Origin of the sequence: Rhodococcus sp. JS3073 (assembly GCF_026810085.1) — a bacterium.
Taxonomy (GTDB): Bacteria; Actinomycetota; Actinomycetes; order Mycobacteriales; family Mycobacteriaceae; genus Rhodococcus_F; species Rhodococcus_F wratislaviensis.
In genome coordinates this window covers 6,220,418-6,246,789 of record NZ_CP113951.1, presented here as the reverse complement: position 1 = coordinate 6,246,789, position 26,372 = coordinate 6,220,418, and the positions used below count along the sequence as shown (strand labels likewise).

Here is a 26,372-nt window from a genome sequence, read left to right as displayed (position 1 = left end):
GTGTCCCTTGTGTTCTGTCACAGCCGGTAACCTTGGCGATCATGGCTCGCCGCATCGACTACTCAGCCCGTTACAAGCACACCCCGAAAGAGGTGTACAACGCGTTCACCAACCGTGACTACTGGGATGCGCGCATCGAGGAGATGCGGAAGTACTCCGAGAACCACATCGAGCACTTCGACGTGAACGACGACGGGATCGACATCGTCCTGCACCACATCCTGCCGCGGTCGGAACTCCCCGAGATCGCGCAGACGGTGATGAAGAAGGACATGGTCATCACGCGCAAGGAGTCGTACACGCCCTTCGGTGAGCCGACCACGGGCACGTACGAAGCGTCGATCCCCGCGGGCCCGGGCAGCCTCACGGGTACCATGAAGTTGTTCGCCACCGAGACGGGCTGCACGTTCCGTACCTCGTCCGAGGCCAAGGTGTACCTGCCGTTCATCGGGGGGAAGCTGGAGCAGCTGATGCTCGTCAATCTGATCGACCTCTTCCGCGCCGAGGCCGAGATCACCGAAACGTGGTTGTCGCAGCACTAGAAACCACCGCACGGATTTCCCATGACTTCAGCGACGCTGAAGCGGCCTCACGGTGTCATCACCCGGGGTACGACAGGCATCAATCGGCTGCGCCGCAGCGACCGCTGGCTCGTCCACGACGCGCTGGTGCGCCGGACGCTGCACGCTTCCGCCGACCCGCTCGTCGTCGACCTCGGGTACGGCGCCCGGCCGCACACCACGTTCGAGCTCGCCGACCGGCTGACGGCCGTGCGCGGCGACCGCCGGGTGGTCGGGCTCGAGATCGATCCCGAGCGTGTGGTCGAGAGCCGGAACGGAGTCAGTTTCGCCCGCGGCGGGTTCGAGCTCTCCGGACTGCGCCCCGTCCTGGTCCGTGCCTTCAACGTGCTGCGGCAGTATCCCGAGGATGCGGTCGGGCCGGCGTGGGCGCGGATGCAGTCCGGGCTCGCACCGGGTGGGCTGATCGTCGACGGCACGTGTGACGAGCTGGGCCGCCGCTGCGCGTGGGTGCTGCTGGACGCCACCCGCCCGCTGTCGCTGACGCTGGCATGGGATCCCTTCGCCGTGGACAGGCCGTCGGACATCGCCGAACGGCTGCCCAAGGCCCTGATCCATCGCAACGTCCCGGGTGAGCCGGTCCATGCCCTCCTCGCGGCAGCGGATCGCGCGTGGGCCACCGCAGCGCCGCACGGCTCGTTCGGACCGCGGGTGCGGTGGCGGGCGGCCCTCGAACTGCTGCGCGCGCAGGGACTTCCCGTGCAACCCCAGCGCCGCCGGCTCCGCGACAACATCCTCACCGTTCCGTGGGACGTGGTCGCGCCCGGTTCCGGCACGAATTAATTCACGCGACATCCCCCGACGCGCCCCGTAGAGTCACTTCACGAAACATGTTGTGCCGGTGCGCAGGCGAGGGCTACTTCGACTGTGGATCGCGTGGTCGCCGGTTCGAATCCGGTCAGGGACGCAGGTCCCTGTAGCTCAGTGGTAGAGCGCGTTCGTGCCTCCGCCGACTCCGAACTCGGCACGACATGCGTGCGCGCCACCCGGTGCGCAGACGACGGATACTTCTCAGGTGAAGTGCGCAAGCACGCGGTTCGACTCCGCACCCCGTCGTCGCCTCGACCTCGGGTGGCGCGCACCCCTCGAGCACCGACACCTCCCGGAAGGAGGAACACCCCATGAGCAAGTTCAACCTGAAGACGCTGCGCCGCAACAAGGTACAGAGCCCCATCACGTCGGAAACGCAACCGGCCGGCCGCACGTTCGAGGGCGGCAGCGGCTACGCCCGCGACGCGAAGAGCGAGTTGTTCCTCCTCGCGGTCACCAACATGGTGGGTGAGCACACGTTCTACGAGTCGGCTCCGGACCGCGACGACCGGTTCGTCGAGCTCATCCACGAGGTCACGCTGTCGGACCCGGAGTGGGCCGCCCGCCTGATCGGGTGGCTGCGCCGCGACGCGCATCTGCGTTCGGCGTCGGTGGTGGCCGCAGCCGAGTTCGTCCGGGCCCGGCTGGGCGCCGGTCTGCACGGCGGCAACCGCGCCGTCATCTCCTCGGCGCTGGAGCGGGCCGACGAGCCGGGTGAGATCCTCGCCTACTGGATTGCGCGCCACGGTCGTTCGATCCCGAAGCCGGTCAAGCGCGGTGTCGCCGACGCCGCCGTCCGCCTGTACTCGGAACGCTCACTGCTGAAGTGGGATTCCGATGCCAGGGACGTCCGCTTCGGCGACGTCCTCGAGCTCACCCATGCGGCGCCGTCGGCGACGTGGCAGGGCGAGCTGTTCCGGCATGCAATCGATCGGCGGCAGGGACGCGAGAACCCGGTCCCCACCGGCCTGCGGATGCTCACGGAACGGGCGGCGCTGGCGGCGCTCCCGGCGGAGGATCGGCGTGCCGTCCTCCGGACCCCGGAGCGGCTGTCGGCGGCCGGCATGACGTGGGAGTCGCTCGCCGGCTGGCTGCAGGGGCCGATGGATGCCGCGGCATGGCAGGCGGTGATCCCGTCCATGGGATACATGGCGCTTCTTCGCAACCTGCGGAACTTCGACGAGGCCGGGATCCCCGACCACGTTGCGGAACAGGTGGCGGCCCGGATCTCCGATCCGGGTGAGGTCGCGAAGTCGCGGCAGCTGCCGATGCGGTTCCTCGCGGCCAACCGGAACGCGCCGAGCCTGCGGTGGGGACATGCTCTCGAGCGTGCGCTCGGGGCGTCGCTGTCCGCGGTCCCGTCGCTACCCGGCCGCACCCTGGTGCTCGTCGACCGGTCCGGATCGATGTTCTACAGCCGCGTCTCGGCGCGGTCGGAACTGACGCGGGCGGACGCGGCCGCCGTGTTCGGCACCGTACTGGCGGCGCGGGCCGAGCGGGCGAACCTGGTCGAGTTCGGCACGGACAGCCGGTACGTGCCGTTCAAGCACCAGCCGGTGCTGCGGGTCGTCGACAGTTTCGGCGACCTGGGCGGCACGGACACGGCGTCGGCGGTGCGGAAGCACTACCGCGACCACGATCGCGTCGTCATCGTCACCGACGAGCAGGCGGCGTGGGGCGATCCGACCCGGCACGTCCCGGCCGACGTCCCCGTGTACACGTGGAACGTGGCGGGCTACCGCCACGGACACGGACCGACGGGGTCCGCGAACCGCCACACGTTCGGCGGACTGTCGGACGCGGGATTCTCGATGATCCCGCTCCTGGAGGGCACCCGGAACGGCGAGTGGCCGTTCTGATCCCGGAACGGTGACCGGTCAGGTGCAGGTGGCCAGTGCGTGTTCGACGCGCTGCGCCACCTGCGCCGGCAGCGAACCGCACTCCCCGTGCAGCGCTCGCGCATTCAGTCGCCCGATCGCGACGCCGTCGGCGACCACCTCGTCGAGCAGTTCCTGCGAGATGCCGCTCGCGGCGAGGTCGAGTGCCGTGCACAGCGGCGTCGTGATGCGCAGGGGGCCGACCTGCTCGCAGTCCTCCGGGCGTAGCGATCGCCGGTGCAGCGCCAACTGCTGCGTCGGCGACGGAGGTGACAGCACCGTCGAGAGGTGGATGAACCGCGGGTACAGGTGCCCGAGCCCGTGAAGTTCGGCGGCACTCTGGTGGGAGACCGCGGCAGCGGCACCGAACCAGGTGCACCACTTCGCGAACTCCTCGAGATCGGAGTGCGGACAATCCTTCAAGCGGAACAGGTCTCGCTCGACCTTGACCCACGAACCGTCGGCGACGCGCTCGCCGATCTCGTCAGAGGCGAAACCGAGGCGCAGCACTTGCGCAGTGGTGAAGAAACCCGCCTGAGCCGTCGCGACGCGCGTCAGTTCTTCACCGACACCTTCGCGCTCCGGGTCACCGGGACGTGGAGCCAACCATCCGGACATTCCCCTAGATTACTGGGCAATTGTGGCACGCATCACAATTTCTGCGGATCCCGACGACACGCCTCCGACGCATTCACAGAATTTGTTCAGAGTTGTCGGGAAGAATCGCTGCAATGGCAGCCCGAACGAACTCCGCACCCCGAAGTAACCGTGTGCTCGTCATCTCCCTTGTCGTCATCGCCGCGCTCGTGGCGGTCCTCGTCGGCGGCGAACTCTACGTGCGCAACAGAGTGAAGACCTGCATGGCAGACCAGTTCGAGAGCCAACTCGGCTCGCAGGTGGACGTGGGGCTGAGCTGGAAGCCGGTCCTGCTCCAGTCGGTCGACAAGAACGTCCCGTACATCACCATCGACAGCGACGACACCAAGTTCGGCCCCGCACAGGGAATGCAGGTGCACGCTCAGGTCAACGACATCCGGATCGAGAACACCGCGGACAGCAGCGGCACCATCGGCAGTTCCGACGCGGACATCACCTGGTCGACCGCGGGCATCCTCGCGACGCTGCAGCAGCAGGCGTTCGGTTCGCTCATCAGCGGTGTCACCGCCGATTCCAATGCCGGGACGTTGAGGTTCTCCGTCGGCCCGGCCGGGCTCGCGGATCTGACCGTCAAACCGGAGGTCGTGAACGGGACCGTCAAGGTGCAGACGGTGGGTGCGGAGATCCTCGGTTTCGGTCTTCCCACCGATCTCGTCGACGGGGTCGTCCAGACCCTGACCTCGAGCCTGCAGACCTACCCTCTGGGCATGCAGCCGACATCGCTGAAGGTCACCGACGACGCCATCGAGATCACCCTCGAAGGCGGCGCCTACACGATGCCTGCCGCCGGCACCCAGCAACAGCAGCAGGAACAGCAGAGCAGCTGCGGCCTCCTGGTCTGATCGACCGCCGGGTCAGTCGGGCAGCCCGTCCAGGACGGCACGGGTTCCCGACAGTCCCAGCCGCGTCGCACCGGCCGCGATCATGTCGAGCGCGGCCTGCGCGGTGCGGATCCCCCCGCTCGCCTTCACACCGATCCGCCCGCCGACGGTCTGCGCCATCAGCCGCACCGCCTCCACGGTCGCTCCCCCGGCGGGATGGAACCCGGTGGACGTCTTCACGAAGTTCGCGCCGGCCCGTTCGGCGGCCCGGCATGCTTCCACGATCGCCTCGTCGCTGAGGGCGGCGGTCTCGAGGATCACCTTCAGGACCGTGTGATCGCCGACTGCCTCGCGGACGGTGAGGACGTCGGCCAGCACCGCGTTGAAATCGCCGGCGACGGCGGCACCGATGTCGATCACCATGTCGATCTCCTGCGCACCCTGATCCACGGCGAGCCGGGCCTCGGCCCCCTTGACCAGCGAGTGGTGCTTTCCCGACGGAAACCCGACCACCGCGGCGGTCACCAGACCGGGCGCCTTGACCGGCAGCATCGACGGCGACACGCAGACGGCGAGCACACCGAGCGAGCGCGCCTCGTCGATCAGCGCCTTCACATCGTCGGTGGTGGCCTCGGGCTTGAGGAGCGTGTGGTCGACGAGGTCGGCCACCTGGGAGCGGGTCAGTGCAACGTCGGACATACCTGTGAGCTTCGCACAATGCCTTCCGGGGCTTGCGGCACGGCCTAGCATCGCCGTATGAGCGATCCGGGATCGATCTTCGACGAGGCGCGGCTGGAATTCGACCGGCTGACGACGGCCGTGTGGGCGCCGGCCGGGCAGTCACTCGTCTTCCAGCTCGGACTGCGTCCCGGCGATGCCGTCCTCGACGTGTGCTGCGGCGCAGGGTCTTCGGCGCTCCCCGCGGCCGCTGCCGTGGGACCGTCGGGGCTCGTCCACGGCGTCGACCTGGCCGACGAACTCCTCGAGCAGGGGCGGCTGAAGGCATCGGAGCGCGGACTGCAGAACGTCGAGTTCGTCTGCGCGGACGCCACCACCTGGGAGCCGCCGAGCACGGTCCCGGAAGCGGGCTACGACGCGCTCGCCTGCTCGTACGGCGTGTTCTTCCTGCCCCACATGGATGCCGATTTCGCCCGGCTCGCGGGCCTCGTCCGTCCCGGCGGGAAGGTCGGGATGACGGTGTGGCGGCGGGGGGCGCTGCGCGACTTCGCGGACGCATTCCACGACGCCGTGGCCCGGCAGCGGGAACCCGAGCCCGAACCGGCCGGGTCGCCGTTCGATCCCCTCGAGCGCATCGACACCCCGGACGCGCTCCACCAGTGGCTGGGCGAGCTGGGCGCCCACTCGACCGAGGTACGGGAGCTGTCCAACATCATTCCCGCGACCCCGGAGTTCTCCTGGGACCTCGTCCTGGGTGGGAACTTCCGCCGCGCGCTCGCCCCGTTCGACGACCGGACGGTCGAGCAGATTCGCCTCGATCTCCTGCAGTTGCTCACCGAGCGCGCGATTCACGACGTCGACGCGAGCACCCTCGTCGGCACCGCCGTGGTGAACGGCCGGAGCGCGACCTGAAAGACTGTTGACCATGAGCGCTGCTTCGACCGAGGATCACCGGTACGTTCTTTCTCTCGGCTGCCCCGACCGCACCGGCATCGTCGCCCGGATCTCGACGTTCCTCGCCGAGGTAGGCGGCTGGATCGTCGAGGCGGCGTACCACGCGGACGCCGACACCGGCTGGTTCTTCACCCGTCAGGCTGTCCGTGCGTCTTCGGTCGACATGTCGATCGAGGAACTCCGGGAGCGCTTCGCGGCCGTCGCCGCCGAACTCGGCCCCGAGACCGAGTGGACGGTATCCGACACCGGTGAGCGCAAGCGGGTGGTGCTGCTGGTGAGCAAGGAGGCGCACTGCCTCCACGACCTGCTCGGCCGCGCGGCCGGCGGCGAGTTGCCCGCCGACATCTGCGCGGTGATCGGCAACCACCGCGACCTCGAGACCGTCACGCGGCAGCACGGCATCGACTTCCATCACGTCCCGTTCCCGAAGGACCCCGCCGAACGCGGGCCCGCGTTCGAGCAGGTGCGCGAACTGGTCGACGCCCACGACCCCGATGCCGTCGTGCTGGCGCGTTTCATGCAGGTGCTGCCGTCGGAACTGTGCGAGCACTGGGCCGGCCGGGCGATCAACATCCACCACAGCTTCCTGCCGTCCTTCGTCGGCGCCCGCCCGTACCACCAGGCCTTCGCCCGCGGTGTGAAGCTGATCGGCGCCACCTGCCACTACGTGACGGCCGAACTGGACGCGGGTCCCATCATCGAGCAGGACGTGATCCGCGTCGACCACGCCGACGAGGTCGCGGACATGGTCCGGCAGGGTCGAGACATCGAGAAGCTCGTGCTGTCCCGCGGCCTGCGCTGGCATCTCGAGGACCGCGTCCTCGTGCACGGTCGTAAGACGGTGGTGTTCAGCTAGTTTCGTCGTCCCGCAACTGGGAAGGCAGCAATGCCATCACTTCCGGGACGGGCCGGAGGTGGGCGGTGAGGATCTCCAGCGCCTTGTCTGCGTCGACGGCGTCGAGTGCGGCGACGAGCGCCCGGTGCTGGGCGTTGATGGTGCCGAGCCGCTGGGGTCCGACGTTCAGCGCGCGGACGGCGACGCGCTGCTGCCGTGATCGCAGCGAATCGTAGAGTTCGGTCAGCACCGAATTCTGCGCGGCGCTGACCATGGTCAGGTGGAATTCGCGGTCGAGGCCGGACACCGCGAACCAGTCCTGCTCGCGTCCCGCGGCTTCCATCGGCTCGATCAGATCGACCATGTGCGCGGGTGCGCCAACTCCCCGCGCACACAGGGTGGACACCGCGTGGCCCTCGATCAGCAGCCGGGTCTGGTAGACCTCTTCGAGTTCGCGGGCGGTGACCGTGCGCACCTGCGCACCCTTGCGCGGAAGCAGCGTGATGAACCGTTCGGCGGCAAGGCGGTGAAACGCTTCGCGCACCGGAGTGCGTGACACTCCCATCGTCCCCGAGACCCAGAGTTCGTCGAGGAATCGGCCGCCTTCGATGGACCCGCGGATGATCTCGTCCCGCAGCCAGACGTAGACCCGATCTCGTGCCGGTCCGGATTCACCGGTGGGCCCGGCGAGCGTCGATGCCGACATCGCGATCCCTTCGTCAGACGGCCCATCGGATTGACGGACTCGTAACAAATTGATCATACAAGCTATGGACACACCAAGGATCCTCTGTGTATACATGAAGTATATAAATTGGATGTGCGGGCGGTCACAACGCCGTGACCGCCAGGAGCCATCCGTTCCGGAACGGGACCCCCAGAAAAAGGAGACCACCAGCATGTACAGCACCCCCGCCGATCGGCGTTACGCGATCTGGCTGTCCGACCCGAGCTTCGCCGCAGCGGAGATCGCGCGCGGCATCGGCTACGGCGCCGTGGTCCTCGACATCGAGCACGGATCCTTCGACCTCGCGGATCTCGAACGGTTCATCCCGTTCCTGCGCAGCATCGGCATGGAGGTCCTGGCGAAAGTACTCGGGCCCGAACGCGGACCCATCCAGCAGGCACTGGACTTCGGCGCGACAGCTGTCGTCATCCCCCACATCGAAAATGCGGCTCACGCAAAGGAAGTCACGGCATTCGCGAAGTTCCCTCCACTCGGCGACCGGAGTTTCGCGGGCGGCCGCACCACCAACTACGGCGGTTTCACCGACGAGTGGGTCACGGAGCAGGACACGTTCACCCGCTGCTACCCGATGATCGAGGACGCCGGAGCGATCGAGAACATCGCCGAGATCCTGGCACTCGACACCGTCGACGGCGTGTTCGTCGGACCGTCGGACCTCTCCCTCCGCCGCGAACGCGGGGCATACTCCCGCGAGGAGGGTGACTTCACCGACCTCGCGGCCGTGGCCACGGCCGCCGCCGAGGCGGGTAAGCCCTGGGTGCTCCCGGCATGGAGCGTGGAAGAGAAGGAGTTCGCGGTGCAGCACGGGGCCGACCAGATGGCGCTGATCATGCAGCACGGTGCGCTCGCCGCAGGATTCGCGGCACCGTTCGAGCAGATCAAGCAGATCAGGGAGTCACGGTGACGACCCAGACGTCGGGACCGGTATCCCCCGACCGCGCGGAAGCGGCGGCCCACCCCGGCGTGGGCCGTGCCCGGTGGACCATCGCCGGCGTTCTCGGGGTCGGAATGTTCGTCAACTACATCGACCGCGTCAACCTCTCGATCGCCGCCCCGGAGATCATGCGGGACTTCGATATCAGTGCGTCGCAGATGGGCATGGTGTCCTCGGCGTTCCTCTGGACGTACGCGATGCTCCAGATGCCGATCGGATCGTTCATCGACAAGATCGGCGTCCGCTGGGTCAACCGGGCCGCGGCGTTCCTGTGGGCGGTCGCCTCGTTCGCGTCCGCGGCCGCGGGTGGTCTCGGCATGCTTCTCGTCGCCCGTCTGGTCCTCGGCATCGGCGAGGCGCCGACGGTGCCCGCGGGGTGGAAGGCGATCGGTCAGTGGTTCCCCCGGCAGGAGCGCGGAACCGCGACGGCCATCTTCGACGGGTGCGCAAAGATCTCCAACGTGATCGGCATCCCGATCATGGCCTTCCTCGTCACCACGTTCAGTTGGCACGCGGCGTTCATCTTCACCGGCATCCTCTCCGTCGGCTACCTGGCCGTGTGGTGGCTGCTCTACCTCACCCCGAAGCAGGCACTCGCCAAGGGACGTCTCAGCCAGGCGGAATTCGACTTCATCCGAGCCGGCGGTGCGGAGGACGAAGACGCCGAGACGGCCGGGTCTCTGAACGGACTCGGTTATCTCCTGCGCCGACGCAAGACTTGGGGCCTGGCCCTCGGCTACGCGTCGTACACCTACGCGTACTACGTCCTGCTCACCTGGCTGCCGGCCTATCTGGAGAAGCAGTTCGGTGTGAACCTGCTCAAGGGCGGCATCTACACGATGATTCCGTGGCTGGTCGCCGTCATCGCGCAGTTCCTCATCGCGGGCATCCTGATGGACCGATGGCTGGCCCGAACCGGCGACGTCACCAAGGTCCGTCGAACCGTGCTGGTGGTCAGCCTCCTCGCGTCCCTCGCGGTGACGGGCGCCGCGTACGCGGGATCGATCGCCGTCGCGCTGATCTTCCTGTCCATCGGCGCAGCCGGACTGGCGGTGTCCGTTCCCGCGGGTTCCAGCATCGTCGCCCTGATCGCCCCGCAGGGGTACACCGGATCGCTCGGCGGAATCGTCAACTTCATCGCCAATCTCCTCGGGATCGCGGCGCCCATCGTGACCGGCATGGTGGTCGACTCCACGGGCTCGTTCGCGGGTGCCTTCATCGCGACCGGAGCGGTCTTGATCGGCGGAATCTTCTGTTACACCGTGGTGCTCGGCAAGATCGAACGAATGCCCGCACCCGTCACTTCGGAAAGGCACTGACATGGTCGACATCGCAATCGCACAGTTCGCACCGGGTTCGGACAAGCAGGACAACCTCGGCCGGATCGCGAAGTTCGCCGAGGAGGCGGCGGCGGGCGGCGCCCGGGTACTGGCCGCACCCGAATACGCGATGTTCACGGTCCCGACCATGGACGAGAGGTTCGTGGACTCCGCGGAATCCCTGGACGGCGAGTTCGTCACCGGGCTCCGCGGGATCGCCGCCCGGCACGGGTTGTCCGTGGTCGCGGGGATCAACGAAGCGATCCCGGGCGAGCGCCGCATCTTCAACACCCTCGTCGCGGTCGCCCCCGACGGCAGTATCGCCGCCGCATATCGGAAGCTGCACCTGTACGACGCATTCGGTTACACGGAGTCGGACTTCGTGCAGGCCGGCGCGATCGGCGACCCCGAGACGTTCACCGTCGACGGCGTGACGTTCGGCATGCAGACGTGCTACGACCTGCGGTTCCCGGAGGTGACCCGACGTATCGTCGACGCGGGCGCGGACGTCCTGGTCCTGCCCGCCGAGTGGGTGCCCGGCCCGCTCAAGGAAGACCACTGGACCACACTCGTCCGCGCCCGGGCCATCGAGAACACCATCTACGTCGCCGCGGCCGATCAGAGCGCCCCGGCAGGTTCGGGTGCGTCGATGATCGTGGATCCGATGGGGGTGGTGATCGCGTCCCTCGGCGAACGGGTCGGGACGGCGATCGGCGCCGTCTCCCCCGAGCGCATCGCAGAGGTCCGTGCCAAGAATCCGGCGCTGTCGCTGCGCCGCTTCGGCGTGGTCGCCAACCAGTAGATTCCGACGGATTCGTCAGGCTCACACACCATTGCGTGTGAGCCTGACGAATACGCGGGCAACTGTCGGATCAGAGGTTGCGGAGCCGGACGATTTCCTTGTCGAACTCGTCGATGCTCTCGACGGAACTCATGTGGCCCACGCCGGGCAGGACGATCAGCCGCTCGAGGTGACCGGCCTCGTCCAGGACACGAGCGAGCTTGCGGGCGTGGACCGGTGGGGTCAGCCGGTCCATGGAACCGACGAGCACCGTGGTCGGGACGTCGAGGTTGTCGAGAGCCTCGTGGATGTCGAGGCCGCTGAGCGCAGCACCCCAGCCGCCGCGGATGCGCGGCTTGCAGTCCCGGACGATGTTCTCGCAGAACTGGACTTCGGCGCGGGAGGCGTTCGGCGACATCGACACGTACTGGAGTGCGCGCGTCATCACCGGCGACGACACCAACGGGACCGGGGTGCTCAGGACGGCGCGTCCGACCGGAACCGGCACTCGCGGAAACCGATTCGGCAGCGGGATGACGGTGGTCTCGGCGATGAGCCGGTCGCAGGCGGTGCTGGCGAGCAGAACAGCCGACGCGTATTTCTTCACCTCGTCGGGGTGCCTGCCGGCCCACGCCATGATGCTCATGCCACCCATGCTGTGACCCACGAGCACGGCCTTCTTGTCGTCACGCACCGTCGCCTTCAGCACCTCCGACAGGTCGTCGGCGAGGACGTCGGGGCCGAGCGGGAGCGAGCCGACCGTGCTGCGGCCGTGCCCGCGCTGGTCGTAGGTGATGACCCGGTACTCGTCCGCGAGCGCGTTCACCTGCGGGTACCAGTATTCGGTGGAACAAGTCCAACCATGGCTCAGCACAATGGGATCACCGTCCACCGGCCCGTAGGCGCGGACGTACAGCGTGGCCCCGTCGTCGGTGAGGATCTCCGTCACGTCCGGGCGCATGTTCGGGGTGCGCAGCAGCTCGTTCGGCGCCACCTCGGTCGACAACGTCAACCCGCGGGTGGCGCGCTTGTGGCGGATCGCCGCTGCCGCGGCGACGACGGTGCCCACTCCGGCTGCGCCGGCGAGTGCCCGGAAGGCGATGGTGCGCGAACTGCTGGTCATTCCTACCCCTGTCCTGTCAACTTGCTCTGTCGGTGTCTGTGCTCGCCGCCGGACTCGGCGTCTCAGCGAGTTGCCTGGCCGCCCGTTCGAGCGCCTTGGAGATCTGCTCCTCCATCGCCTCGTCGAACAGCGACTGGACGGCGTCGTGCGCGAGGGGACGCATCTGGTCGACGAGCCGCGCGATGTCCGAGACCTTCGACTCGTCGAGTTCGAGCGGCTCACCCTCGGCGGCGAGGTAGCGGTCGGCGACGACGGCGACGAACCGCGCGGCGACGTCCGAGAGGTCTTGCCGCACCGCCGCGGTCTGTTCGAGGACGTCTTCGAGCGGGATGCCGGCGTCGACGAGGACCTGCGCCGCCTCGACCAGTCGCGGATCGTTCACCGCGAAGTCGTCCCCGGCGGGAACGAGCACACCCAGTTCGGTGCCCCGGGCGATGTTCGCCTCGGTGGTCTGCGCACCGAACATGCGTTTCAGCTCGGCGATCGTGAGGCGGGCGGCTCGCCTGCGCTTCTTCCACCGGCTGCCCGGGTCGTCGGTCTCCAGAACGTCCTTGACCTGGAGTCCGTAGTGCGCAGCCGTGAGGAGTTCACTGATGGTGGCGAACGTGTAGCCGCGATCGAGCATGCGCCCGATCAGGTGCAGCCGGGCGAGATGCGATTCGTTGTACCACCCCGTGCGCCCCTGCTTCCGTGGCGGCGGAAGCAGTCCGCGGTCCTGGTAGACGCGCACATTGCGCACGCTCACCCGCGCCTCGCGTGCAAGGTCGTCGATCCGGTATTCCTTCATCAGACGATGTGCGCCCGTCGGAGCAGCAGCCGGGACGGGCCGCCGACGAGTCCCACCTCGTCGAGAAATTCGATGGTCTTCGAGCAGCCCTCACACAGCATGTCGTGGTAGTGCCGGATCGACTTCGCGGCGCTCCTCGCCTGGTCCACGTGGAGACCCGCGGCCGGGTGGGCATCGCTCGCCGAGTCACGCAGATGGATGACGGACATGTCAGCTCCTCGGTAGCCGTGTCACCACAATAGCATTGTCACAATGTCCATTGTCATCGTCTGGGCGCGCGAGGTCCGCGCCTTCGCGTGCTCATGGGGTGGGAGCGGCTACCAGCGAGGCCCGCGCTGCACGTCGTCGACGCGGGGGCGCACGTCCACGAGGTAGACGCACACCGCGACGACCGCGACGATGCCGAACAACTGCACGGCGGGGAACAGCAGGAGGACGAGGAACGCGACGGCGAGAATGCTCAGCCAGATCGGTTTGCTCAACTTGTCCACCGCGGTGAACGCGTCCTTGCGCTGGCGAGCCGCGTGGAACAGCGCGTATGCAGCACCGCCCAAGGCGACGATGCGAATCACCAACAAGATCACCGAGACGACGCCGTCAACTTGAATCACAGCCCCATCCTACGAGGTCGACACGCAAACGGCCCCCGCACCGAACGTGCGGGGGCCGAAAAGCGTGAAGGATCAAGCCTTCTTGGCCGGAGCAGCCTTCTTGGCCGGAGCGGCGGCCTTCTTGGCCGGAGCCGGGGCGGGAGTTGCCGCAGCCTTGGCCGGAGCAGCCTTCTTGGCGGGAGCAGCATGCTTGGCCGGGGCAGCCTTGTCGGCGCGAGCCTGGACGTCGGCCGCGGTGGCGGTGACGCGATCGGCAGCGTCCTTCGACGCTTCCTCGGCCTGGTCGCCCAGGTCGAGAACCTTCAGGGCAGCCTCGTCGCCGGCGTCGGCGATGGCCTCGCCGAGTCCCTCGGCGGTGTCGGAGATGCGACCCGAAGCGCGGCCCGCGAGCTTCGCTGCCTGCTCGCCGACGGCGCGCGTCTGGCGTGCAACGGTGCCGAGAGCTTCCTCGGTCAGCTCGACGGCGTCGCCGAAGGCGGTCTCGGCGCGGCCGATGCCCTCCTCGACGACCGGCTGCTTGCGGATGCGCTCGACGGTGTCCTCGCCACGCTCGGCGAGAGACGTGTACAGGTCGGATGCAACCTTCAGGTAAGCCTCGGCGACCTTGCGCAGCTCGTCGGCGGTGAACTTCTCACGCAGCTCGGCAAGCTCCTCGGGCAGCTCGGACGGCAGTCCGGCGAGACGGTCGCGAAGGTTCTCGACACCCTCGGTGACCTCTTCCTGGAGTCCGGCGATGCGCTCCTTGGCGCCGCCGACGCGCTCCTCGACGTCACCCTGGGTGGACTCGGCGCGCGAGCGGACCTGGGCGACGACGTCGGCCACGGCCTGCACGACGACGTCTCCGGCGCCTACGGCCGCGTACAGCGAGGTCTTGACGCTGTCGATGGTCTTCTGGTCAGTCATCGGCTTTCTCCTGTTCAACGGTGGGGGGTTCTGGTTCCGGCGTCTGGGAATCAGAACGCTGGTGTTCTTCTGTCCGAAGCTCGGACGTCCGGGATTCGGCCGCTTCCGCCGATTCGTTCTCACGACAGAACGACTCGTAGATCTCGAGCAGCACTTGCTTCTGCCGCTCGGTAATGGCCGTATCCGCGAGCAGAGCGTCACGGAGGGGACCGTGTGGCCGCTGCTCGAGGTAACCCGCCTGGACGTACAGGACCTCCGAAGACACCCGGAGACCCTTGGCTATCTGCCCAAGCACCTCGGCCGAGGGCTTGCGCAACCCACGCTCGATCTGACTCAGATACGGATTACTGACACCGGCCAGCTGCGCCAGCTGCCGCATCGACACCTGGGCCGCTTCGCGCTGGGCACGAATGAAACCTCCGATGTCGTGAGCGGCGTTGCTGACTACGCGAGCTGCCAGATCTCCTGCACCGGCTGCGTCGCGATCATCGCTTGCCATCAGTCCTCCGTGTTGCTGGGCAGAACCAAGCCTAAAGCAGGGTGCTAGCAATTGCAAGCACTCTGTTAGCACCCAGCTAGCGGACCCTCCGCCGAGGCGATGGTCAGCCGAACATCAACGTCGAGAACGTGTAGATCAGCAGGCCCGCGATCGAACCGACCACAGTGCCGTTGATGCGGATGAACTGGAGGTCCCGTCCCACCTGCAGCTCGATCTTCTTGGACGCCTCCTCGGCGTCCCAGCGCTCGACGGTGTCGGAGATGATCCCGGTGATCTCGTCGGTGTAGTGGACGACGACGTAGCGCGTGCCGGCGAGTACCCACCCGTCGACCTTCGTCCTCAGCTCGTGATCGTCGCGCAGCCGTTCGCCGAACCGCACGACGTTCTCCGCGACCTTCGTGCGCAGCGTGCTGTTCGGGTCGTCGACGGATTCCATGATCAGGCGCTTGGCGACCGTCCACGTCGCCGCGGCGAGGCCGGTCACCTCCTCGCGGCCCATGATCTCGGCCTTGATCTTCTCGGCCTTCTCCATGGTCGCCGGGTCGTTCTGCAGGTCGTCGGCGAAGTCGACGAGGAAGCGGTTGGCCGCCTGCCGCACCTCGTGCTCCGGGTTGGATCGCACCTTCCAGGTGAATTCGACGAGCTCGCGGTGGATCTTCTCGCCGAGCATGGCGTCGACGAACTTGGGCGACCAGGCGGGCGAATCGCGGCTGACGATCCGGTCGATGGTCTCCTGGCTCCCGAGCGCCCACTGGTGCGCCCGCTCGGCGAGCAGATCCAGGATCGGCAGCTGCCGGTTCTCGCGCAGGAGTTCGCCGAGCACGCGCCCGATCGGCGGCCCCCACTGGGGCTCGGCCAGCCTGCGCACCAGCGTGCTGTCGATGATCTGCTGCACGTCCTCGTCGCGAAGGATCTCGACGAAGCCGCGCAGGATGGTGGCCGTCTCGGCAGCCACGCGCGCGGCATGCTTGGGCTGCGCCATCCACGTGCCCAGCCGCAGCGGGATCTCCGCGGCCTCCACCTTGGCGGACACCACCTCGGGGGCGAGGAAGTTCTGGCCGACGAAGTTGCCGAGGCTCGCCCCCAGCTGGTCCTTCTTGCGCTTGATGATCGCGGTGTGCGGGATCGGCAACCCGAGCGGATGCCGGAACAGGGCCGTCACCGCGAACCAGTCGGCCAGCGCGCCGACCATGCCTGCCTCCGACGCGGCCCGCACGTAGCCGACCCACGCCCCCGCACCCCGCGATTCCTGCCACCTGCACACCAGGTAGACCACGGTGGCGAACACGAGGAAGCCCGTCGCGACAGCCTTCATCTTGCGGAGATCGCGGCGCTTCGCGTCGTCGTCGAAGGCGGAAAGGCTCAGTTGGTCCACAGACGCCATTGTGCCCAAGGTCGGCGCGGAGGCGGCTGCCCAGCCGCCGGACGCGCGCCCGCACAGACGGCGTTGTGCCGTGCGACAAGACCCGAGCACTAAGCTGACAGGAGATCGCGACACGAAACGGATGTGAAGAGAGTCAGTGGCGAACGACGGCGTGAAGGATCCTGAGCAGGTGACCGACTCGATGACGAAGCTGGACAAGGCAGCAAAGCCCGATGGGCGCAAGCGCCGCTGGCGTGAGCACAAGATCGCACGCCGAGAAGAACTCGTCGACGGCACGATCGCCGCCATCCGCCTGCGTGGACGGGACATCGGGATGGACGAGATCGCATCCGAGATCGGTGTCTCCAAGACGGTGCTGTACCGCTATTTCGCGGACAAGAGCGACCTGACGAACGCGACCATGGCGCGCTACGTGGAAACCACGCTCGCCCCGCGGATCTACGAGGCCATCGGCGGAGATCTCGACGACTTCGAGCTGACCCGCGCCACCATCACGGCGTACGTCGAGACGGTGGCGTCGGATCCCGACGTCTACCTCTACATCATGGCCAACGGCTCCGGCCCCGGCCGCGAGACGGTCGCCGACTCGGAACGGATGATCGCGGAGGTGCTCTCCACCGTTCTCGGCGAGCGGCTGCGGCAGATGGAGATGGACTCCGGCGGCGCCGTCCCCTGGGCGTACGGAATCGTCGGCGGTGTGCAGCTGGCGACGCACTGGTGGATCTCCAACCGGTCGATGTCGGTCGAGGATCTGATCAACTACCTCACGATGATGACCTGGGGTGGCGTCACCGGCATCGCTGCCGTCAACGGCTCACCTGCGCGATTCAACGCGGTCCCGCACCCGCTGCTGCCGCCCGCGGCCGAGGCCGACTGAGCCCGATCCTTTCTTGTGTAACTGACAGTTACAGGTAAACTTGCCCGTGTGAACGAACACGAGGAAGAAGAAGGGGGCTACCGCGGCCCCGCCGACGTCGTCGTCGGCGACCGTCCCGCCGTGACCGTGCAGGTCCAGTTGGCGGGAAACTTCGAACCCATCAGCGGTCGGTACGTCTGGCACGGCCGCGTCCGCACCCTGACGGACGCCCTCGGTGTAGCTGCAGACCTGTCCGCGGGCACGGAATTGCAGATCACCAGCCCGGAAGGAACGGCCACAGCCCGGATCACCGGGGTGGACCTCTGGGGAAGCCATCTCGTCGACGGAGTGACGCCCCCGCCGTTCAGCCGGGTGTGAACTCGAAGTCCGCCGGTTCCACCGACCGCGTCCGCCGCCAGTAGCGCACGGTCGAACCCGGCCAGATCGTGCGGTTGACGCCGTGCGAATCCAGGTACCAGCTCATGCACCCGCCGGTGGACCACACGCCCTGAGCCAATTTCCGTTGGATGTCGGTATTGAAGCGGCTCTGCACCGCGGGCCGGACGACGGCGGAATCGGCGCCGCGCCGGTCGACGAGATCCATCAGTTCCAGTGCATAACGAATCTGCGCCTCGATCATGAAGACCACCGAATTGTGACCGAGCCCGGTGTTGGGTCCGAAGAGGAAGAACGCGTTGGGGTAACCCGCGACGGTGATACCGAGGTGGGTGCGGATCCCGTGCTCCTCCCATTCGTCGGCGAGGCGCCTGCCCCCGGCCCCGGTGAGCTCGACATTGTCGAACCCGTCGGTGACGTGGAATCCGGTGGCGTAGATGATCGCGTCCACGGCCCGCTCCACCCCGTCTCCCGCGACGATGCTGTGCGGGCGGACCGTGTCGATACCTTCGGTGATCACGACCGTCTTCGGTGAGATCAGCGCCGGGTAGTACACGTCCGACCCGAGGATCCGCTTGCAACCGATGCGATAGGACGGGGTCAGCTTCCGGCGCAGTTCGGGATCGGTGACCGTCCTGTTCAGGTTCCTCCGCGCCGCGCTCTCGATCGGCCGCATCAGCCGGGAGTGCCCGTTGAACCCGAGCGCGAGCGATTCGTATGTCCAGTAGACCGCGGTACGCACCATCCGACGGACCAGCGGGACCCGGCCGAACAGGCGCCGCGCCTCCGGCGGAATGCCGAAGTTCAAGCCAGGTATCACCCAGGGCGGCGTCCGCTGGTACACCTGCAACTCGGCGACGTCGCCCACGATCTCGGGAACGAACTGGACGGCGCTGGCGCCCGTGCCGATCACCGCGACCTTCTTGCCCCGCAGGTCGTAGTCGTGGTTCCACTCCGCCGAGTGGAATGCCGTGCCCTCGAACGTGTCGGCGCCGGGCAGATCCGGGATGTTCGGAATGTGGAGGGCACCGATCCCGGACACCACGAACTGGGCGACGTACTCGTCGCCCGACTCGGTGCGGACATGCCATCGTCGCTGTTCGGCGTCCCAGTTCCCGCCCGTCATCGTGCGGCCGAAATGGATGTTGCGCCGCAGGTCGTACTTGTCGGCCAGGCAGCGCAGATAGTCGAAGATCTCCTCCTGACCCGACCACATCCGCGTCCAGTCCGAGTTCGGCTCGAACGAGAACGAGTACAGGTGCGAGGGGACGTCACACGCACAACCCGGGTACGTGTTCTCCCGCCAGGTGCCGCCGACCTCCTGCGCCTTCTCCAGCAGAATGAAGTCGTCGCGTCCCCGCTTACGCAGCTGGATGGCCGTGCCCAGACCGGAGAAGCCCGTCCCGATCACCAGGACACGACACCGATGCACCTTGCCGCCCACCACTCCATGTAACGCTCCTGTGGCACTGTTTGCACATGGCAGACAAGGCACGCGGACTCTGGACGACGCCGGCGATCGAGGCCCTGCGGGCGCGCCCCGGTCAGCGGATCGCCGAACTCGACTGCGGGAGCACACCCGGATTCGTGGGCGGCAAGTCGGACGGGCTCGCGCTGTTCGAGGAGCGCGGGACGGTGCTGTCGTCCCTCCAGGAGAAGCTCTACGCCAACGGACGATCCGGCGACAGCCGGTCGGTGCTCCTCGTGCTCCAGGGCATGGACACCGCGGGTAAAGGCGGGATGGTCCGCCACGTCATCGGACACGTGGATCCGCAGGGCGTGGATCACGCGTCGTTCGGCGTGCCCACCCCCGAGGAGAAGCGCCACCACTTCCTGTGGCGAATCGACAAGGCCCTGCCCCGCGGCGGGCAACTCGGTGTGTTCGACCGATCGCACTACGAGGACGTGCTGGTGGTCCGGGTTCACGATCTCGTGCCCGAGGAAATCTGGAGCGGCCGCTACGACGAGATCAACCAATTCGAGAAGGAACTCGTCGCCGGCGGCACGACGCTGGTAAAGGTCGCGATGTTCGTGTCGCTCGACGAACAGAAGTCGCGGCTGCTCGAACGGTTGGAACGCCGGGACAAGTACTGGAAGTACAACCCCTCGGACGTCGACGAACGCAGGCTGTGGCCCGCGTACCAGGACGCGTATCAGGCGATGCTCGACGAGACGTCGACCGATTACGCGCCGTGGTACGTGGTTCCGTGCGACCGCAAGTGGTACAGCCGGATCGCGGTCACCGAACTGCTGATCGACGCCCTGGAGAAGCTCGACCTCGATTGGCCGCCCGCCGCTTTCGACATCGAAGCGGAGAAGCGGAGGCTCGCGGAATCCTGAGGACGCCCGGAAATGCCGCCGTCAGAAGAGGTGCGGCGTTTCGTGGTGCAGCCTGTGATCGTGACGCACGGTGCCGCCGTACAGCGCCATCGCTCCGGCCAGCGCGACGACGCACAGAGATCCGGAGATCACCGCCCAGCCGCCCTGCCCCGAGCCTGCGGCGACGAGGAACCCGCCGAGACAGACCACCGACAACAACACGAGAGCGAAGCTGACCCAAGCAGCGAAGAGATTGAGTTTCACGGCACTCACCTCACCTTCGAGAACGTGGTCCCGACGCTACGCCCGACCTGCATCGACGACAAGGTAGGCCGGTTTTCTTCGCGCTGCCCTGGGTAACCGGGATTCATGAACCTCGAGAGCCTGTTCCGGAAGGCGGAATCCGCCGGGTTCCTCGACGGCGGCAGCCGGTTCCTGCAACAGCGGATCCGGGGGGCGCTCGGGTCGACCGGCGCGGGCGCGGTGTTGCGCGGATCCTGGCTCGGCCACCCGGTGCATCCCGTTCTCGTCAGCCTCCCCATCGGGGCGTGGGTCGGCGCGACCGTCTTCGATCTGGCACTGCGCGATCACGTCGGCGCACGCAGGCTGATCGGCCTGGGACTGCTCGCCGCTCCCCCGACGTTGGTGACCGGCTGGGCGGACTGGGCCGAACGCGATACGCGTCAGCGCCGCGTCGGCTTGATCCACGCCGAGGCCAACGCCATCGGCATCACGGCCATGCTCGCGTCCTATCTTCGCCGCAGGCACGGAACGGACGCACGCGCTGTCGTCACGAGCACCGCGGGACTACTCGCGATCGGCGTCGGCGGCGCGCTCGGCGGGCATCTGACCTACGCAATGGGCGCAGGAGTCGACGGGGTGCGGGAGGGTCCGGGATCGGACACTCTACTCGCCCCGGTGGGATGAAGAATCGAGGAACGTCATGATCGTGCTCGGACTGATCTTGCTCCTGATCGGATGGCTCACCGGTCTCACCTGGCTGTGGACTATCGGCATCATCCTCCTGGTGATCGGCGCGATCCTGTGGATTCTCGGCGCCACCGGGCGTGCGGTCGGCGGCAGGCGGCGTTGGTATTAGAACGCAACACCGGCCTGCCCGTGCCACCTGTCCTGTGACAGAGTGCTAGCCGGTCGGTTTACAAACCCGAAGTTCGGGAATCCCCGTGGCATGACGGCCACTCATCGCGAACCCAGACCTCCCGTGTGCGGCGGGCAGACGATGAGAACGGCAGCCGTCGGCAACTCGAGACGATTGAGGATTTCGATGGTCTCGGCCAACGCCAGTCCTCTCGACGTATCGGACGGCGCCGACGTCGGGGGGCAGAGCATTCACCTCGCCGAACTGTCGGCCGCCCTCACGCGAGAGGGGCACGACGTCACCGTCTACACCCGGGCGGACAGCGCGGACGCCCCGGAGCGGGTCACCACCCCGGGCGGGTACACCGTCGTGCACGTGCCGGTCGGGCCGGCGCGCCGGATGTCCGAGGCCGAGATCCTGCCGCTGATGGGGGCATTCGGCAGCTTCCTCAAGACCGAATGGGAATCCGAACGGCCCGACATCGTCCACGCCCACTACTGGATGTCCGGGATCGCGACGCAACTCGCCGCCCGCACGCTCGGCATTCCGGTGGTCCAGACGTTCCACGCGCTGGGAGTGGTCGAGCAGCGATTCGAGCGCGCGGATTCGTCGAGCACCCACAACCGAATTCACTTGGAACAGTTGATCGCCCGCGGAGCCACCCGGGTGGTGGCAACCTGCACCGACGAGGTCTTCGAACTCTCCCACCTCGGCCTGCCGCGCTCGCGGACGTCCGTGGTTCCGTCCGGCGTCGACGTCGCCGAGTTCACGCCCGACGGCCGCGCCGACGAGAAGGGCAAACGTCATCGCCTCGTCATGGTCGGCCGGCTGGCGCCGAGCAAGGGGTTCGACACCGCCATCGAGGCGCTCACGCACTTCCCCGACACCGAACTCGTCATCGCGGGCGGGCCGGCCGCAGACGACGTCGCCGACGACCCCGAAGCGTCGCGACTGCTGACACTGGCCCGCGAGGCGAAGGTGCGCAACCGGGTACGGATCGTCGGGCGCGTGCCGAGAAATGCCATGCCCTCGTTGCTGCGCTCGGCGGATGCCGTCGTGTGCACCCCGTGGTACGAGCCGTTCGGCATGGTTCCGCTCGAGGCGATGGCTTGCGGCACCCCGGTGGTGGCGTCCGCCGTCGGGGGTATGCGGGACACGGTGGTCGACGGAATCACCGGACGCCTCATCTCACCGCGCAACCCGGTCCGCCTGGCCGAGGCCCTGCGACAGATCTTCGACGACGACGCCCTGCGCACGGGATACGGCATGGCGGGCTGCGATCGCGCCCGCGCCCGCTACTCGTGGGACCGGGTCGCCACCGACACCCTCCGTGCCTACGGCCGCTGCGTGTCGGCCCCTCCGCGCACGAGTCGAACCGGCGCCCACTGACGTCGGGCGCCGGTTCGGACGGTCAGGCCGTTCGGCCGTGCCAGGCCCCGAGGGCACTGTCCACGGAAGCGAAGCAGGGGTAGCTCGACTCCTGACCCGCGGCTCTGAGCAGCCGATACACCGGCCGGCCGCAGATCATCGCCCACGTCCGCCCGTCCCGGACGTTCGTCGCGTGCACAGTGTCGAGCACCGACAAACCCGCGGTTCCGATGAAATCCACCTTCGACATGTCGAGGATGAACTGCCCCTCGGGCGAGATCCGCGTGCACACGTAGTCGCGGAACTCCGGTGCACTGAACAGGTCGATCTCGCCTCGCACCCCTACCAACATCACCCCGGAACCGAGTCGCTCGGAAGTGAATTCCGCGCTCGCACAGCGTGTCGGAGCGGAACCGACGGCCGAGAGCGTTACCCTCGGCTTGTACGTGGTACCGAACTCCGTGCCCGAACACGCCATTTCAGGTTCTGGGACCCCTGGACCAACAGACATGGCTCACCCCATCTCGAACATTGAGTGGGGAAGCGGAGCACCTGCAGACAGACCCGACCTCGGACACATGACACCGTCTGCTACGGCAGCGCTTCCCGACATCGGCTGTGTGTTCAACCTCGATTCGAGACTACTCCCGCCTGTGATGTGTCACAAGGAAATAACAGATACTCGAGCTCTCATTTGCCCTGGTGAGCGATTACAAACCGTTACGCACGGTTGTACGCGCCGAAACAGCCGCGACGACACGTTCTGCGACGACGCGCAGTTTGACGTTCTCCCGCTGCGAACGCGTGACGAGGACGTCGAACGCGGTCTCGGCGTCGAGACCTCGCAACGCCATCACGATTCCCTTGGCCTGGTCGATGACGGCGCGGGACCGGAGGGCGATACGAAGTTGCTCGATCAGATTCCTCGCCTCGCTGTACCGCCGCGCGGTGCGCACCGCGACCGCCGCCGCCTCGACGTACAGCTCGAGCACGGACTCGTCCATTTGGTGGAAGGCGTGCGGCAGCACTCCGTACAGATTCAGCGCGGCGGACTGCTCCGCGACGGGCAGGGGTATCGACAGATAACTGTGGATGCCGGCCGGTTCGGAGTTCGCGGCGTACGCCGGCCACCTCTCGTGCGCGGCGGCACGGTCGGCCCGCACGGTGTCGCGGGAGCGTACGGCGTCGAGTGCCGGGCCCTCGCCGAAGCGGTACTGCAACTCCTCGAGATCCATGACCTCGTCCGGCGTCGCCGCCACCGTGACGGGGCCCGTCGCCCGGAGAACGGTGATCGAGGCCATCGCCGCGCCCGGGAACGCCTGGACCACCCGGCGGCACAGCGTGTGCAGCACGACGTCGGTCTCGTCCTCCGGCTCGAGCAACTCGAGCACGGAGTCGAGCGACACGGCGACCGCGTCGGCGTCCGCGGTCTCGACGTCACTCGTCAACGTGTGCAGGTGAATCTCGTCAGGCATCCCACTCGTCTCCCGTGACCACCATGACCCTGCCGAGGGCCTCAGGAACGCTGATCGTGCCGCCAACATTACCCGGGCAAACGTACTGATCGGACTGGTTTGATCGGTCCTGTTCTGCGGTATTCCACCTGCGGTGTCGCCGGATCGCTACCCTGACTTCTCAGCAGCGCGAGCCGACCCACCGCCCGCCGACAGCACGGTACGCCCGACCCGGAGGTCTCATGGCCATCGCCAAGACAATCGAACCCGACCAGGATCACACACATCCCGTCGTCGAACTGCGCGTGCGAGCAACGCCCGATCAGCTCTCCGTACTGCGCGCCCTGGCAGCAACCGTTGCCATCCACGAAGATTTCGACCTCGACTCCATCGCCGACATCAAACTGGCCATGGACGAGATCTGTACCCAGCTGATCGTCCGCGCGACACCGGGCGCGGTCCTGGTGTGCCGGCTGCAGTATCTCGACAACACCCTGCGAGTCGACGTATCGAGCACCACCACCTCGGTCGACTCCCTCGGCGAGCGCTCGTTCGCCTGGCACGTCCTCAACGCCCTCACCGATTCGGTCGATCTGAAACAGGAGCCCGACCCCGCCACCGCGGGTTTCGTGACCACCATGGAATTCACCAAGGTGAAGAACGGCCTGAGTCTGTGACGTCCCATACTCACAGTGGGGGGCACACGGCCCGTTGGCCGGACGAGTATCAGGACGTCACAGCACTCTTCGAACAGATGGCCGCCCTCGACCTGCACGATCCCCGGCGCAGCAGACTGCGCGACGCCGTCGTGACGCGCTGCCTTCCCCTCGCCGAGCACATCGCCCGCCGTTTCGACGGCCGCGGCGAGGCGCACGACGATCTGGTTCAAGTCGCGCGCCTCGGGCTGGTCAACTCGGTGGACCGGTTCGACGTCGAGCGGGGATCCGACTTCGTGTCGTTCGCCGTCCCCACCATCATGGGTGAGGTGCGACGCCACTTCCGCGACACCGGGTGGGCCGTTCGAGTACCCCGCCGGATGAAGGAACTGCACCTCGCGCTCAGCCAGGCCGTCGCCGAACTGTCCCAGAGCCTCGGCCACGCCCCCACCGTCAGCGAACTCGCCGAACACCTGGACCTCGAACAGGAGGAGGTGGCGCAGGGACTCCTCGCCGGCAACGCCTATCAGACCGTCTCCGTCGACAACACGTCGTCGGACCGGACCGGCGAGCTGTCCATGGTGGAGACGCTCGGCGACTACGACGCCGCGATGGACGACGTCGAGAATCACGAAACCCTGCGGCCCCTGCTCCAATCGCTGCCCGAACGGGAGCGGACCGTCCTCATGCTGCGGTTCTTCGGCAACATGACACAGACCCAGATCGCCGACCGAGTCGGTATCTCGCAGATGCACGTGTCCCGCCTGCTGGCGAAGACACTGGCATCACTGCGAGATCAACTCGGCGACGCGTAGGTCAGATCGTTGCCGTGTCGATCACGAATCGGTACCGCACGTCGCTGCCGACCACGCGGTCGTACGCGCCGTCGATCTCGTCCGCCGAGATCACCTCGATCTCGGCACCGATGCCGTGCTCGGCGCAGAAGTTCAGCATCTCCTGCGTCTGAGCGATGCCGCCCACCATCGAACCGGCCAGGCTGCGGCGGTTGGCTGCGAGACTGAACGCGCGCACCTCGATGGGCTTCTCCGGCAACCCCAGTTCGACGAGGGTGCCGTTGATCGCGAGCATCGACAGGTACGCGTCGATGTCGAGATTCACCGAGACGGTGTTGACGATGAGGTCGAATTCTCCGCGCAACTGCCTGAACGTGGTCGGATCCGAGGTGGCGTAGTAATGGTCGGCACCGAACTTCAGGCCGTCGTCCTTCTTGCCGAGCGACTGGCTGAGCACCGTGACCTCGGCTCCCATCGCGTGCGCGATCTTCACACCGACGTGTCCGAGGCCGCCCATCCCGATGACGGCGACCTTCTTGCCCGGTCCGGCTCCCCAGTGTGCGAGCGGTGAGTACAGGGTGATCCCCGCGCAGAGCAGCGGCGCCGCGACGTCCAGTTCCAGGCCGTCGGGGATCGACAGGACGAATCGTTCGGTCACGACGATGTGCGTCGAATAGCCGCCCTGCGTCCACTCGCCGTCGCGCCCCTTGGCATTGTACGTGCCGGTCACCCGGTTGGCGCAGTACTGCTCCTCGTCGGCCCGGCAGGCGTCGCAATCGCCGCAGGAGTCGACGAAGCAGCCGACACCGACCCGGTCGCCGACCCGGTGCGTCGTGACGTCGGAACCCACCGCGCTCACCACGCCCGCGATCTCGTGACCGGGCACGACCGGATAGTGCGTGCTGCCCCACTCGTTGCGGGCGGTATGAATGTCGGAGTGGCAGATGCCGGCGTACTTGATCTCGATGAGCACGTCGAGCGGTCCGAGCTCGCGGCGTTCGATGGTGGTTTTCTCGAAGGAGCCTTCGCTGGACGTGACTGCGTATGCGGCTGCGGTAACCATGCTTACATGCCTACATGTTTGCGCGACCGAACGCACGTTCGGGGCCACCGCTGACGCGGTGACCCCGA

The 26,372-nt window shown here is 67.3% G+C and carries 32 protein-coding genes; 17 read left to right on the top strand and 15 right to left on the bottom strand.

Annotation, left to right across the window (positions count from 1 at the left end):
- The first annotated feature begins 41 nt into the window (after positions 1-41).
- From OYT95_RS28235 to OYT95_RS28225, 3 genes are all read left to right on the top strand, one after another.
- A complete protein-coding gene (locus tag OYT95_RS28235; protein ID WP_005560412.1) occupies positions 42-542 on the top strand; it encodes a DUF2505 domain-containing protein in 501 nt (166 codons plus the stop codon).
- 21 nt (positions 543-563) lie between these two features.
- Complete coding sequence (locus OYT95_RS28230; RefSeq protein ID WP_037237886.1) at positions 564-1,361, top strand: hypothetical protein; 798 nt, start codon at positions 564-566, stop codon at positions 1,359-1,361.
- A gap of 338 nt (positions 1,362-1,699) precedes the next feature.
- Positions 1,700-3,247, top strand: a complete 1,548-nt coding sequence (locus tag OYT95_RS28225) for a TROVE domain-containing protein (RefSeq protein ID WP_268789711.1) — start codon at positions 1,700-1,702, stop codon at positions 3,245-3,247.
- A gap of 18 nt (positions 3,248-3,265) precedes the next feature.
- Here the strand turns inward: OYT95_RS28225 and OYT95_RS28220 are convergent, their stop codons facing one another.
- Positions 3,266-3,883: a type IV toxin-antitoxin system AbiEi family antitoxin domain-containing protein gene (locus OYT95_RS28220; RefSeq protein WP_037237890.1), complete on the bottom strand. Its 618-nt coding sequence runs from the start codon at positions 3,881-3,883 to the stop codon at positions 3,266-3,268.
- 113 nt (positions 3,884-3,996) lie between these two features.
- Between OYT95_RS28220 and OYT95_RS28215 the strand changes: the two genes are divergently transcribed.
- The gene (locus tag OYT95_RS28215; RefSeq protein ID WP_037237892.1) at positions 3,997-4,764 is read left to right on the top strand and encodes an LmeA family phospholipid-binding protein; all 768 of its coding nucleotides are present in this window, start codon (positions 3,997-3,999) and stop codon (positions 4,762-4,764) included.
- A 12-nt stretch (positions 4,765-4,776) separates the two neighbouring features.
- Here OYT95_RS28215 and deoC read toward each other — a convergent pair whose 3' ends face one another.
- A complete protein-coding gene (gene deoC, locus OYT95_RS28210; protein ID WP_112301748.1) occupies positions 4,777-5,442 on the bottom strand; it encodes a deoxyribose-phosphate aldolase in 666 nt (221 codons plus the stop codon).
- 57 nt (positions 5,443-5,499) lie between these two features.
- Between deoC and OYT95_RS28205 the strand changes: the two genes are divergently transcribed.
- The gene (locus OYT95_RS28205; protein WP_268789710.1) at positions 5,500-6,333 is read left to right on the top strand and encodes a class I SAM-dependent methyltransferase; all 834 of its coding nucleotides are present in this window, start codon (positions 5,500-5,502) and stop codon (positions 6,331-6,333) included.
- A 13-nt stretch (positions 6,334-6,346) separates the two neighbouring features.
- On the top strand, positions 6,347-7,231 hold the full coding sequence (purU, locus tag OYT95_RS28200; RefSeq protein WP_009474774.1) for a formyltetrahydrofolate deformylase: 885 nt from the start codon (positions 6,347-6,349) through the stop codon (positions 7,229-7,231).
- Here purU and OYT95_RS28195 read toward each other — a convergent pair.
- Positions 7,224-7,916 carry a GntR family transcriptional regulator gene (locus tag OYT95_RS28195; RefSeq protein WP_037237897.1) on the bottom strand — a complete coding sequence of 231 codons (693 nt, stop codon included), beginning with the start codon at positions 7,914-7,916 and terminating at the stop codon, positions 7,224-7,226. The genes purU and OYT95_RS28195 overlap by 8 nt on opposite strands.
- Positions 7,917-8,109: 193 nt before the next feature.
- Here OYT95_RS28195 and OYT95_RS28190 point away from each other — a divergent pair, with 193 nt between their 5' ends.
- The 3 genes from OYT95_RS28190 to OYT95_RS28180 are packed head-to-tail and all read left to right on the top strand — an operon-like array spanning position 8,110 to position 11,013.
- Positions 8,110-8,862, top strand: a complete 753-nt coding sequence (locus tag OYT95_RS28190; protein WP_037237899.1) for an HpcH/HpaI aldolase family protein — start codon at positions 8,110-8,112, stop codon at positions 8,860-8,862.
- Positions 8,859-10,211 carry an MFS transporter gene (locus tag OYT95_RS28185; protein ID WP_112301745.1) on the top strand — a complete coding sequence of 451 codons (1,353 nt, stop codon included), beginning with the start codon at positions 8,859-8,861 and terminating at the stop codon, positions 10,209-10,211. Before OYT95_RS28190 ends, OYT95_RS28185 begins: the two co-directional genes overlap by 4 nt.
- 1 nt (position 10,212) lies before the next feature.
- Entirely contained in the window at positions 10,213-11,013 is an 801-nt protein-coding gene (locus OYT95_RS28180) for a carbon-nitrogen hydrolase family protein (protein WP_268789709.1), read from the top strand.
- Between the two features lie 70 nt (positions 11,014-11,083).
- Here OYT95_RS28180 and OYT95_RS28175 read toward each other — a convergent pair whose 3' ends face one another.
- The 7 genes from OYT95_RS28175 to OYT95_RS28145 all read right to left on the bottom strand — a co-directional run bounded on the left by OYT95_RS28175 (position 11,084) and on the right by OYT95_RS28145 (position 16,290).
- Complete coding sequence (locus OYT95_RS28175; RefSeq protein ID WP_268789708.1) at positions 11,084-12,115, bottom strand: alpha/beta fold hydrolase; 1,032 nt, start codon at positions 12,113-12,115, stop codon at positions 11,084-11,086.
- 16 nt (positions 12,116-12,131) lie between these two features.
- Entirely contained in the window at positions 12,132-12,902 is a 771-nt protein-coding gene (locus OYT95_RS28170) for a MerR family transcriptional regulator (RefSeq protein WP_268789707.1), read from the bottom strand.
- A complete protein-coding gene (locus OYT95_RS28165; protein ID WP_268789706.1) occupies positions 12,902-13,111 on the bottom strand; it encodes a hypothetical protein in 210 nt (69 codons plus the stop codon). The genes OYT95_RS28170 and OYT95_RS28165 overlap by 1 nt, the downstream gene beginning before the upstream one ends.
- A gap of 108 nt (positions 13,112-13,219) precedes the next feature.
- On the bottom strand, positions 13,220-13,513 hold the full coding sequence (locus tag OYT95_RS28160; protein WP_005251878.1) for a DUF2516 family protein: 294 nt from the start codon (positions 13,511-13,513) through the stop codon (positions 13,220-13,222).
- Between the two features lie 72 nt (positions 13,514-13,585).
- Complete coding sequence (tadA, locus tag OYT95_RS28155; protein WP_005261062.1) at positions 13,586-14,416, bottom strand: major lipid droplet protein TadA; 831 nt, start codon at positions 14,414-14,416, stop codon at positions 13,586-13,588.
- The gene (locus OYT95_RS28150) at positions 14,409-14,915 is read right to left on the bottom strand and encodes a helix-turn-helix domain-containing protein (protein ID WP_005261063.1); all 507 of its coding nucleotides are present in this window, start codon (positions 14,913-14,915) and stop codon (positions 14,409-14,411) included. The genes tadA and OYT95_RS28150 overlap by 8 nt, the downstream gene beginning before the upstream one ends.
- 103 nt (positions 14,916-15,018) lie before the next feature.
- The gene (locus OYT95_RS28145; protein ID WP_268789704.1) at positions 15,019-16,290 is read right to left on the bottom strand and encodes a DUF445 domain-containing protein; all 1,272 of its coding nucleotides are present in this window, start codon (positions 16,288-16,290) and stop codon (positions 15,019-15,021) included.
- 145 nt (positions 16,291-16,435) lie between these two features.
- Between OYT95_RS28145 and OYT95_RS28140 the strand changes: the two genes are divergently transcribed.
- Together OYT95_RS28140 and OYT95_RS28135 are read left to right on the top strand one after the other, a co-directional pair.
- Positions 16,436-17,176, top strand: a complete 741-nt coding sequence (locus tag OYT95_RS28140) for a TetR/AcrR family transcriptional regulator (protein ID WP_128641541.1) — start codon at positions 16,436-16,438, stop codon at positions 17,174-17,176.
- Positions 17,177-17,224: 48 nt separating this feature from the next.
- Positions 17,225-17,533, top strand: a complete 309-nt coding sequence (locus tag OYT95_RS28135; RefSeq protein WP_112301739.1) for a DUF4873 domain-containing protein — start codon at positions 17,225-17,227, stop codon at positions 17,531-17,533.
- Here OYT95_RS28135 and OYT95_RS28130 read toward each other — a convergent pair.
- Positions 17,520-18,995, bottom strand: coding sequence for a flavin-containing monooxygenase (locus tag OYT95_RS28130; RefSeq protein ID WP_268789703.1), 1,476 nt, complete (start codon positions 18,993-18,995; stop codon positions 17,520-17,522). The genes OYT95_RS28135 and OYT95_RS28130 overlap by 14 nt on opposite strands.
- 35 nt (positions 18,996-19,030) lie before the next feature.
- On the opposite strand from OYT95_RS28130, the gene OYT95_RS28125 reads away from it, so the two are divergent.
- Complete coding sequence (locus tag OYT95_RS28125; RefSeq protein WP_268789702.1) at positions 19,031-19,891, top strand: polyphosphate kinase 2 family protein; 861 nt, start codon at positions 19,031-19,033, stop codon at positions 19,889-19,891.
- A 21-nt stretch (positions 19,892-19,912) separates the two neighbouring features.
- Here OYT95_RS28125 and OYT95_RS28120 read toward each other — a convergent pair whose 3' ends face one another.
- Positions 19,913-20,143 carry a hypothetical protein gene (locus tag OYT95_RS28120; RefSeq protein ID WP_012689035.1) on the bottom strand — a complete coding sequence of 77 codons (231 nt, stop codon included), beginning with the start codon at positions 20,141-20,143 and terminating at the stop codon, positions 19,913-19,915.
- 96 nt (positions 20,144-20,239) lie between these two features.
- On the opposite strand from OYT95_RS28120, the gene OYT95_RS28115 reads away from it, so the two are divergent.
- The 3 genes from OYT95_RS28115 (at position 20,240) to OYT95_RS28105 (ending at position 22,358) form a co-directional block, all read left to right on the top strand.
- Positions 20,240-20,797, top strand: coding sequence for a DUF2231 domain-containing protein (locus tag OYT95_RS28115; protein ID WP_268789701.1), 558 nt, complete (start codon positions 20,240-20,242; stop codon positions 20,795-20,797).
- Between the two features lie 16 nt (positions 20,798-20,813).
- Positions 20,814-20,969: a DUF6131 family protein gene (locus tag OYT95_RS28110; RefSeq protein WP_005251863.1), complete on the top strand. Its 156-nt coding sequence runs from the start codon at positions 20,814-20,816 to the stop codon at positions 20,967-20,969.
- A gap of 174 nt (positions 20,970-21,143) precedes the next feature.
- Positions 21,144-22,358: a glycosyltransferase gene (locus OYT95_RS28105; protein ID WP_440480788.1), complete on the top strand. Its 1,215-nt coding sequence runs from the start codon at positions 21,144-21,146 to the stop codon at positions 22,356-22,358.
- 22 nt (positions 22,359-22,380) lie between these two features.
- Here the strand turns inward: OYT95_RS28105 and OYT95_RS28100 are convergent, their stop codons facing one another.
- Positions 22,381-22,677: an STAS domain-containing protein gene (locus OYT95_RS28100; protein ID WP_235214677.1), complete on the bottom strand. Its 297-nt coding sequence runs from the start codon at positions 22,675-22,677 to the stop codon at positions 22,381-22,383.
- A gap of 370 nt (positions 22,678-23,047) precedes the next feature.
- A complete protein-coding gene (locus OYT95_RS28095; RefSeq protein ID WP_268789699.1) occupies positions 23,048-23,812 on the bottom strand; it encodes a GAF and ANTAR domain-containing protein in 765 nt (254 codons plus the stop codon).
- Between the two features lie 221 nt (positions 23,813-24,033).
- Between OYT95_RS28095 and OYT95_RS28090 the strand changes: the two genes are divergently transcribed.
- Both OYT95_RS28090 and OYT95_RS28085 read left to right on the top strand, forming a co-directional pair.
- On the top strand, positions 24,034-24,468 hold the full coding sequence (locus OYT95_RS28090; RefSeq protein WP_268789698.1) for an ATP-binding protein: 435 nt from the start codon (positions 24,034-24,036) through the stop codon (positions 24,466-24,468).
- A complete protein-coding gene (locus OYT95_RS28085; RefSeq protein WP_037237929.1) occupies positions 24,465-25,262 on the top strand; it encodes an RNA polymerase sigma factor SigF in 798 nt (265 codons plus the stop codon). The genes OYT95_RS28090 and OYT95_RS28085 overlap by 4 nt, the downstream gene beginning before the upstream one ends.
- Before the next feature lies 1 nt (position 25,263).
- Here the strand turns inward: OYT95_RS28085 and OYT95_RS28080 are convergent, their stop codons facing one another.
- Positions 25,264-26,304, bottom strand: coding sequence for an NAD(P)-dependent alcohol dehydrogenase (locus tag OYT95_RS28080; protein WP_268789697.1), 1,041 nt, complete (start codon positions 26,302-26,304; stop codon positions 25,264-25,266).
- Positions 26,305-26,372 lie beyond the last annotated feature (68 nt).

Excerpts from the sequence above, each read along its gene's own strand:
- OYT95_RS28235 (WP_005560412.1), top strand. The coding sequence starts at position 42 with ATGGCTCGCCGCATCGACTACTCAGCCCGTTACAAGCACACCCCGAAA.
- OYT95_RS28230 (WP_037237886.1), top strand. The coding sequence starts at position 564 with ATGACTTCAGCGACGCTGAAGCGGCCTCACGGTGTCATCACCCGGGGT.
- OYT95_RS28225 (WP_268789711.1), top strand. The coding sequence starts at position 1,700 with ATGAGCAAGTTCAACCTGAAGACGCTGCGCCGCAACAAGGTACAGAGC.
- OYT95_RS28220 (WP_037237890.1), bottom strand. The coding sequence starts at position 3,883 with ATGTCCGGATGGTTGGCTCCACGTCCCGGTGACCCGGAGCGCGAAGGT.
- OYT95_RS28215 (WP_037237892.1), top strand. The coding sequence starts at position 3,997 with ATGGCAGCCCGAACGAACTCCGCACCCCGAAGTAACCGTGTGCTCGTC.
- deoC (WP_112301748.1), bottom strand. The coding sequence starts at position 5,442 with ATGTCCGACGTTGCACTGACCCGCTCCCAGGTGGCCGACCTCGTCGAC.
- OYT95_RS28205 (WP_268789710.1), top strand. The coding sequence starts at position 5,500 with ATGAGCGATCCGGGATCGATCTTCGACGAGGCGCGGCTGGAATTCGAC.
- purU (WP_009474774.1), top strand. The coding sequence starts at position 6,347 with ATGAGCGCTGCTTCGACCGAGGATCACCGGTACGTTCTTTCTCTCGGC.
- OYT95_RS28195 (WP_037237897.1), bottom strand. The coding sequence starts at position 7,916 with ATGTCGGCATCGACGCTCGCCGGGCCCACCGGTGAATCCGGACCGGCA.
- OYT95_RS28190 (WP_037237899.1), top strand. The coding sequence starts at position 8,110 with ATGTACAGCACCCCCGCCGATCGGCGTTACGCGATCTGGCTGTCCGAC.
- OYT95_RS28180 (WP_268789709.1), top strand. The coding sequence starts at position 10,213 with ATGGTCGACATCGCAATCGCACAGTTCGCACCGGGTTCGGACAAGCAG.
- OYT95_RS28175 (WP_268789708.1), bottom strand. The coding sequence starts at position 12,115 with ATGACCAGCAGTTCGCGCACCATCGCCTTCCGGGCACTCGCCGGCGCA.
- OYT95_RS28170 (WP_268789707.1), bottom strand. The coding sequence starts at position 12,902 with ATGAAGGAATACCGGATCGACGACCTTGCACGCGAGGCGCGGGTGAGC.
- OYT95_RS28165 (WP_268789706.1), bottom strand. The coding sequence starts at position 13,111 with ATGTCCGTCATCCATCTGCGTGACTCGGCGAGCGATGCCCACCCGGCC.
- tadA (WP_005261062.1), bottom strand. The coding sequence starts at position 14,416 with ATGACTGACCAGAAGACCATCGACAGCGTCAAGACCTCGCTGTACGCG.
- OYT95_RS28150 (WP_005261063.1), bottom strand. The coding sequence starts at position 14,915 with ATGGCAAGCGATGATCGCGACGCAGCCGGTGCAGGAGATCTGGCAGCT.
- OYT95_RS28125 (WP_268789702.1), top strand. The coding sequence starts at position 19,031 with ATGGCAGACAAGGCACGCGGACTCTGGACGACGCCGGCGATCGAGGCC.
- OYT95_RS28115 (WP_268789701.1), top strand. The coding sequence starts at position 20,240 with ATGAACCTCGAGAGCCTGTTCCGGAAGGCGGAATCCGCCGGGTTCCTC.
- OYT95_RS28110 (WP_005251863.1), top strand. The coding sequence starts at position 20,814 with ATGATCGTGCTCGGACTGATCTTGCTCCTGATCGGATGGCTCACCGGT.
- OYT95_RS28095 (WP_268789699.1), bottom strand. The coding sequence starts at position 23,812 with ATGCCTGACGAGATTCACCTGCACACGTTGACGAGTGACGTCGAGACC.
- OYT95_RS28090 (WP_268789698.1), top strand. The coding sequence starts at position 24,034 with ATGGCCATCGCCAAGACAATCGAACCCGACCAGGATCACACACATCCC.
- OYT95_RS28080 (WP_268789697.1), bottom strand. The coding sequence starts at position 26,304 with ATGGTTACCGCAGCCGCATACGCAGTCACGTCCAGCGAAGGCTCCTTC.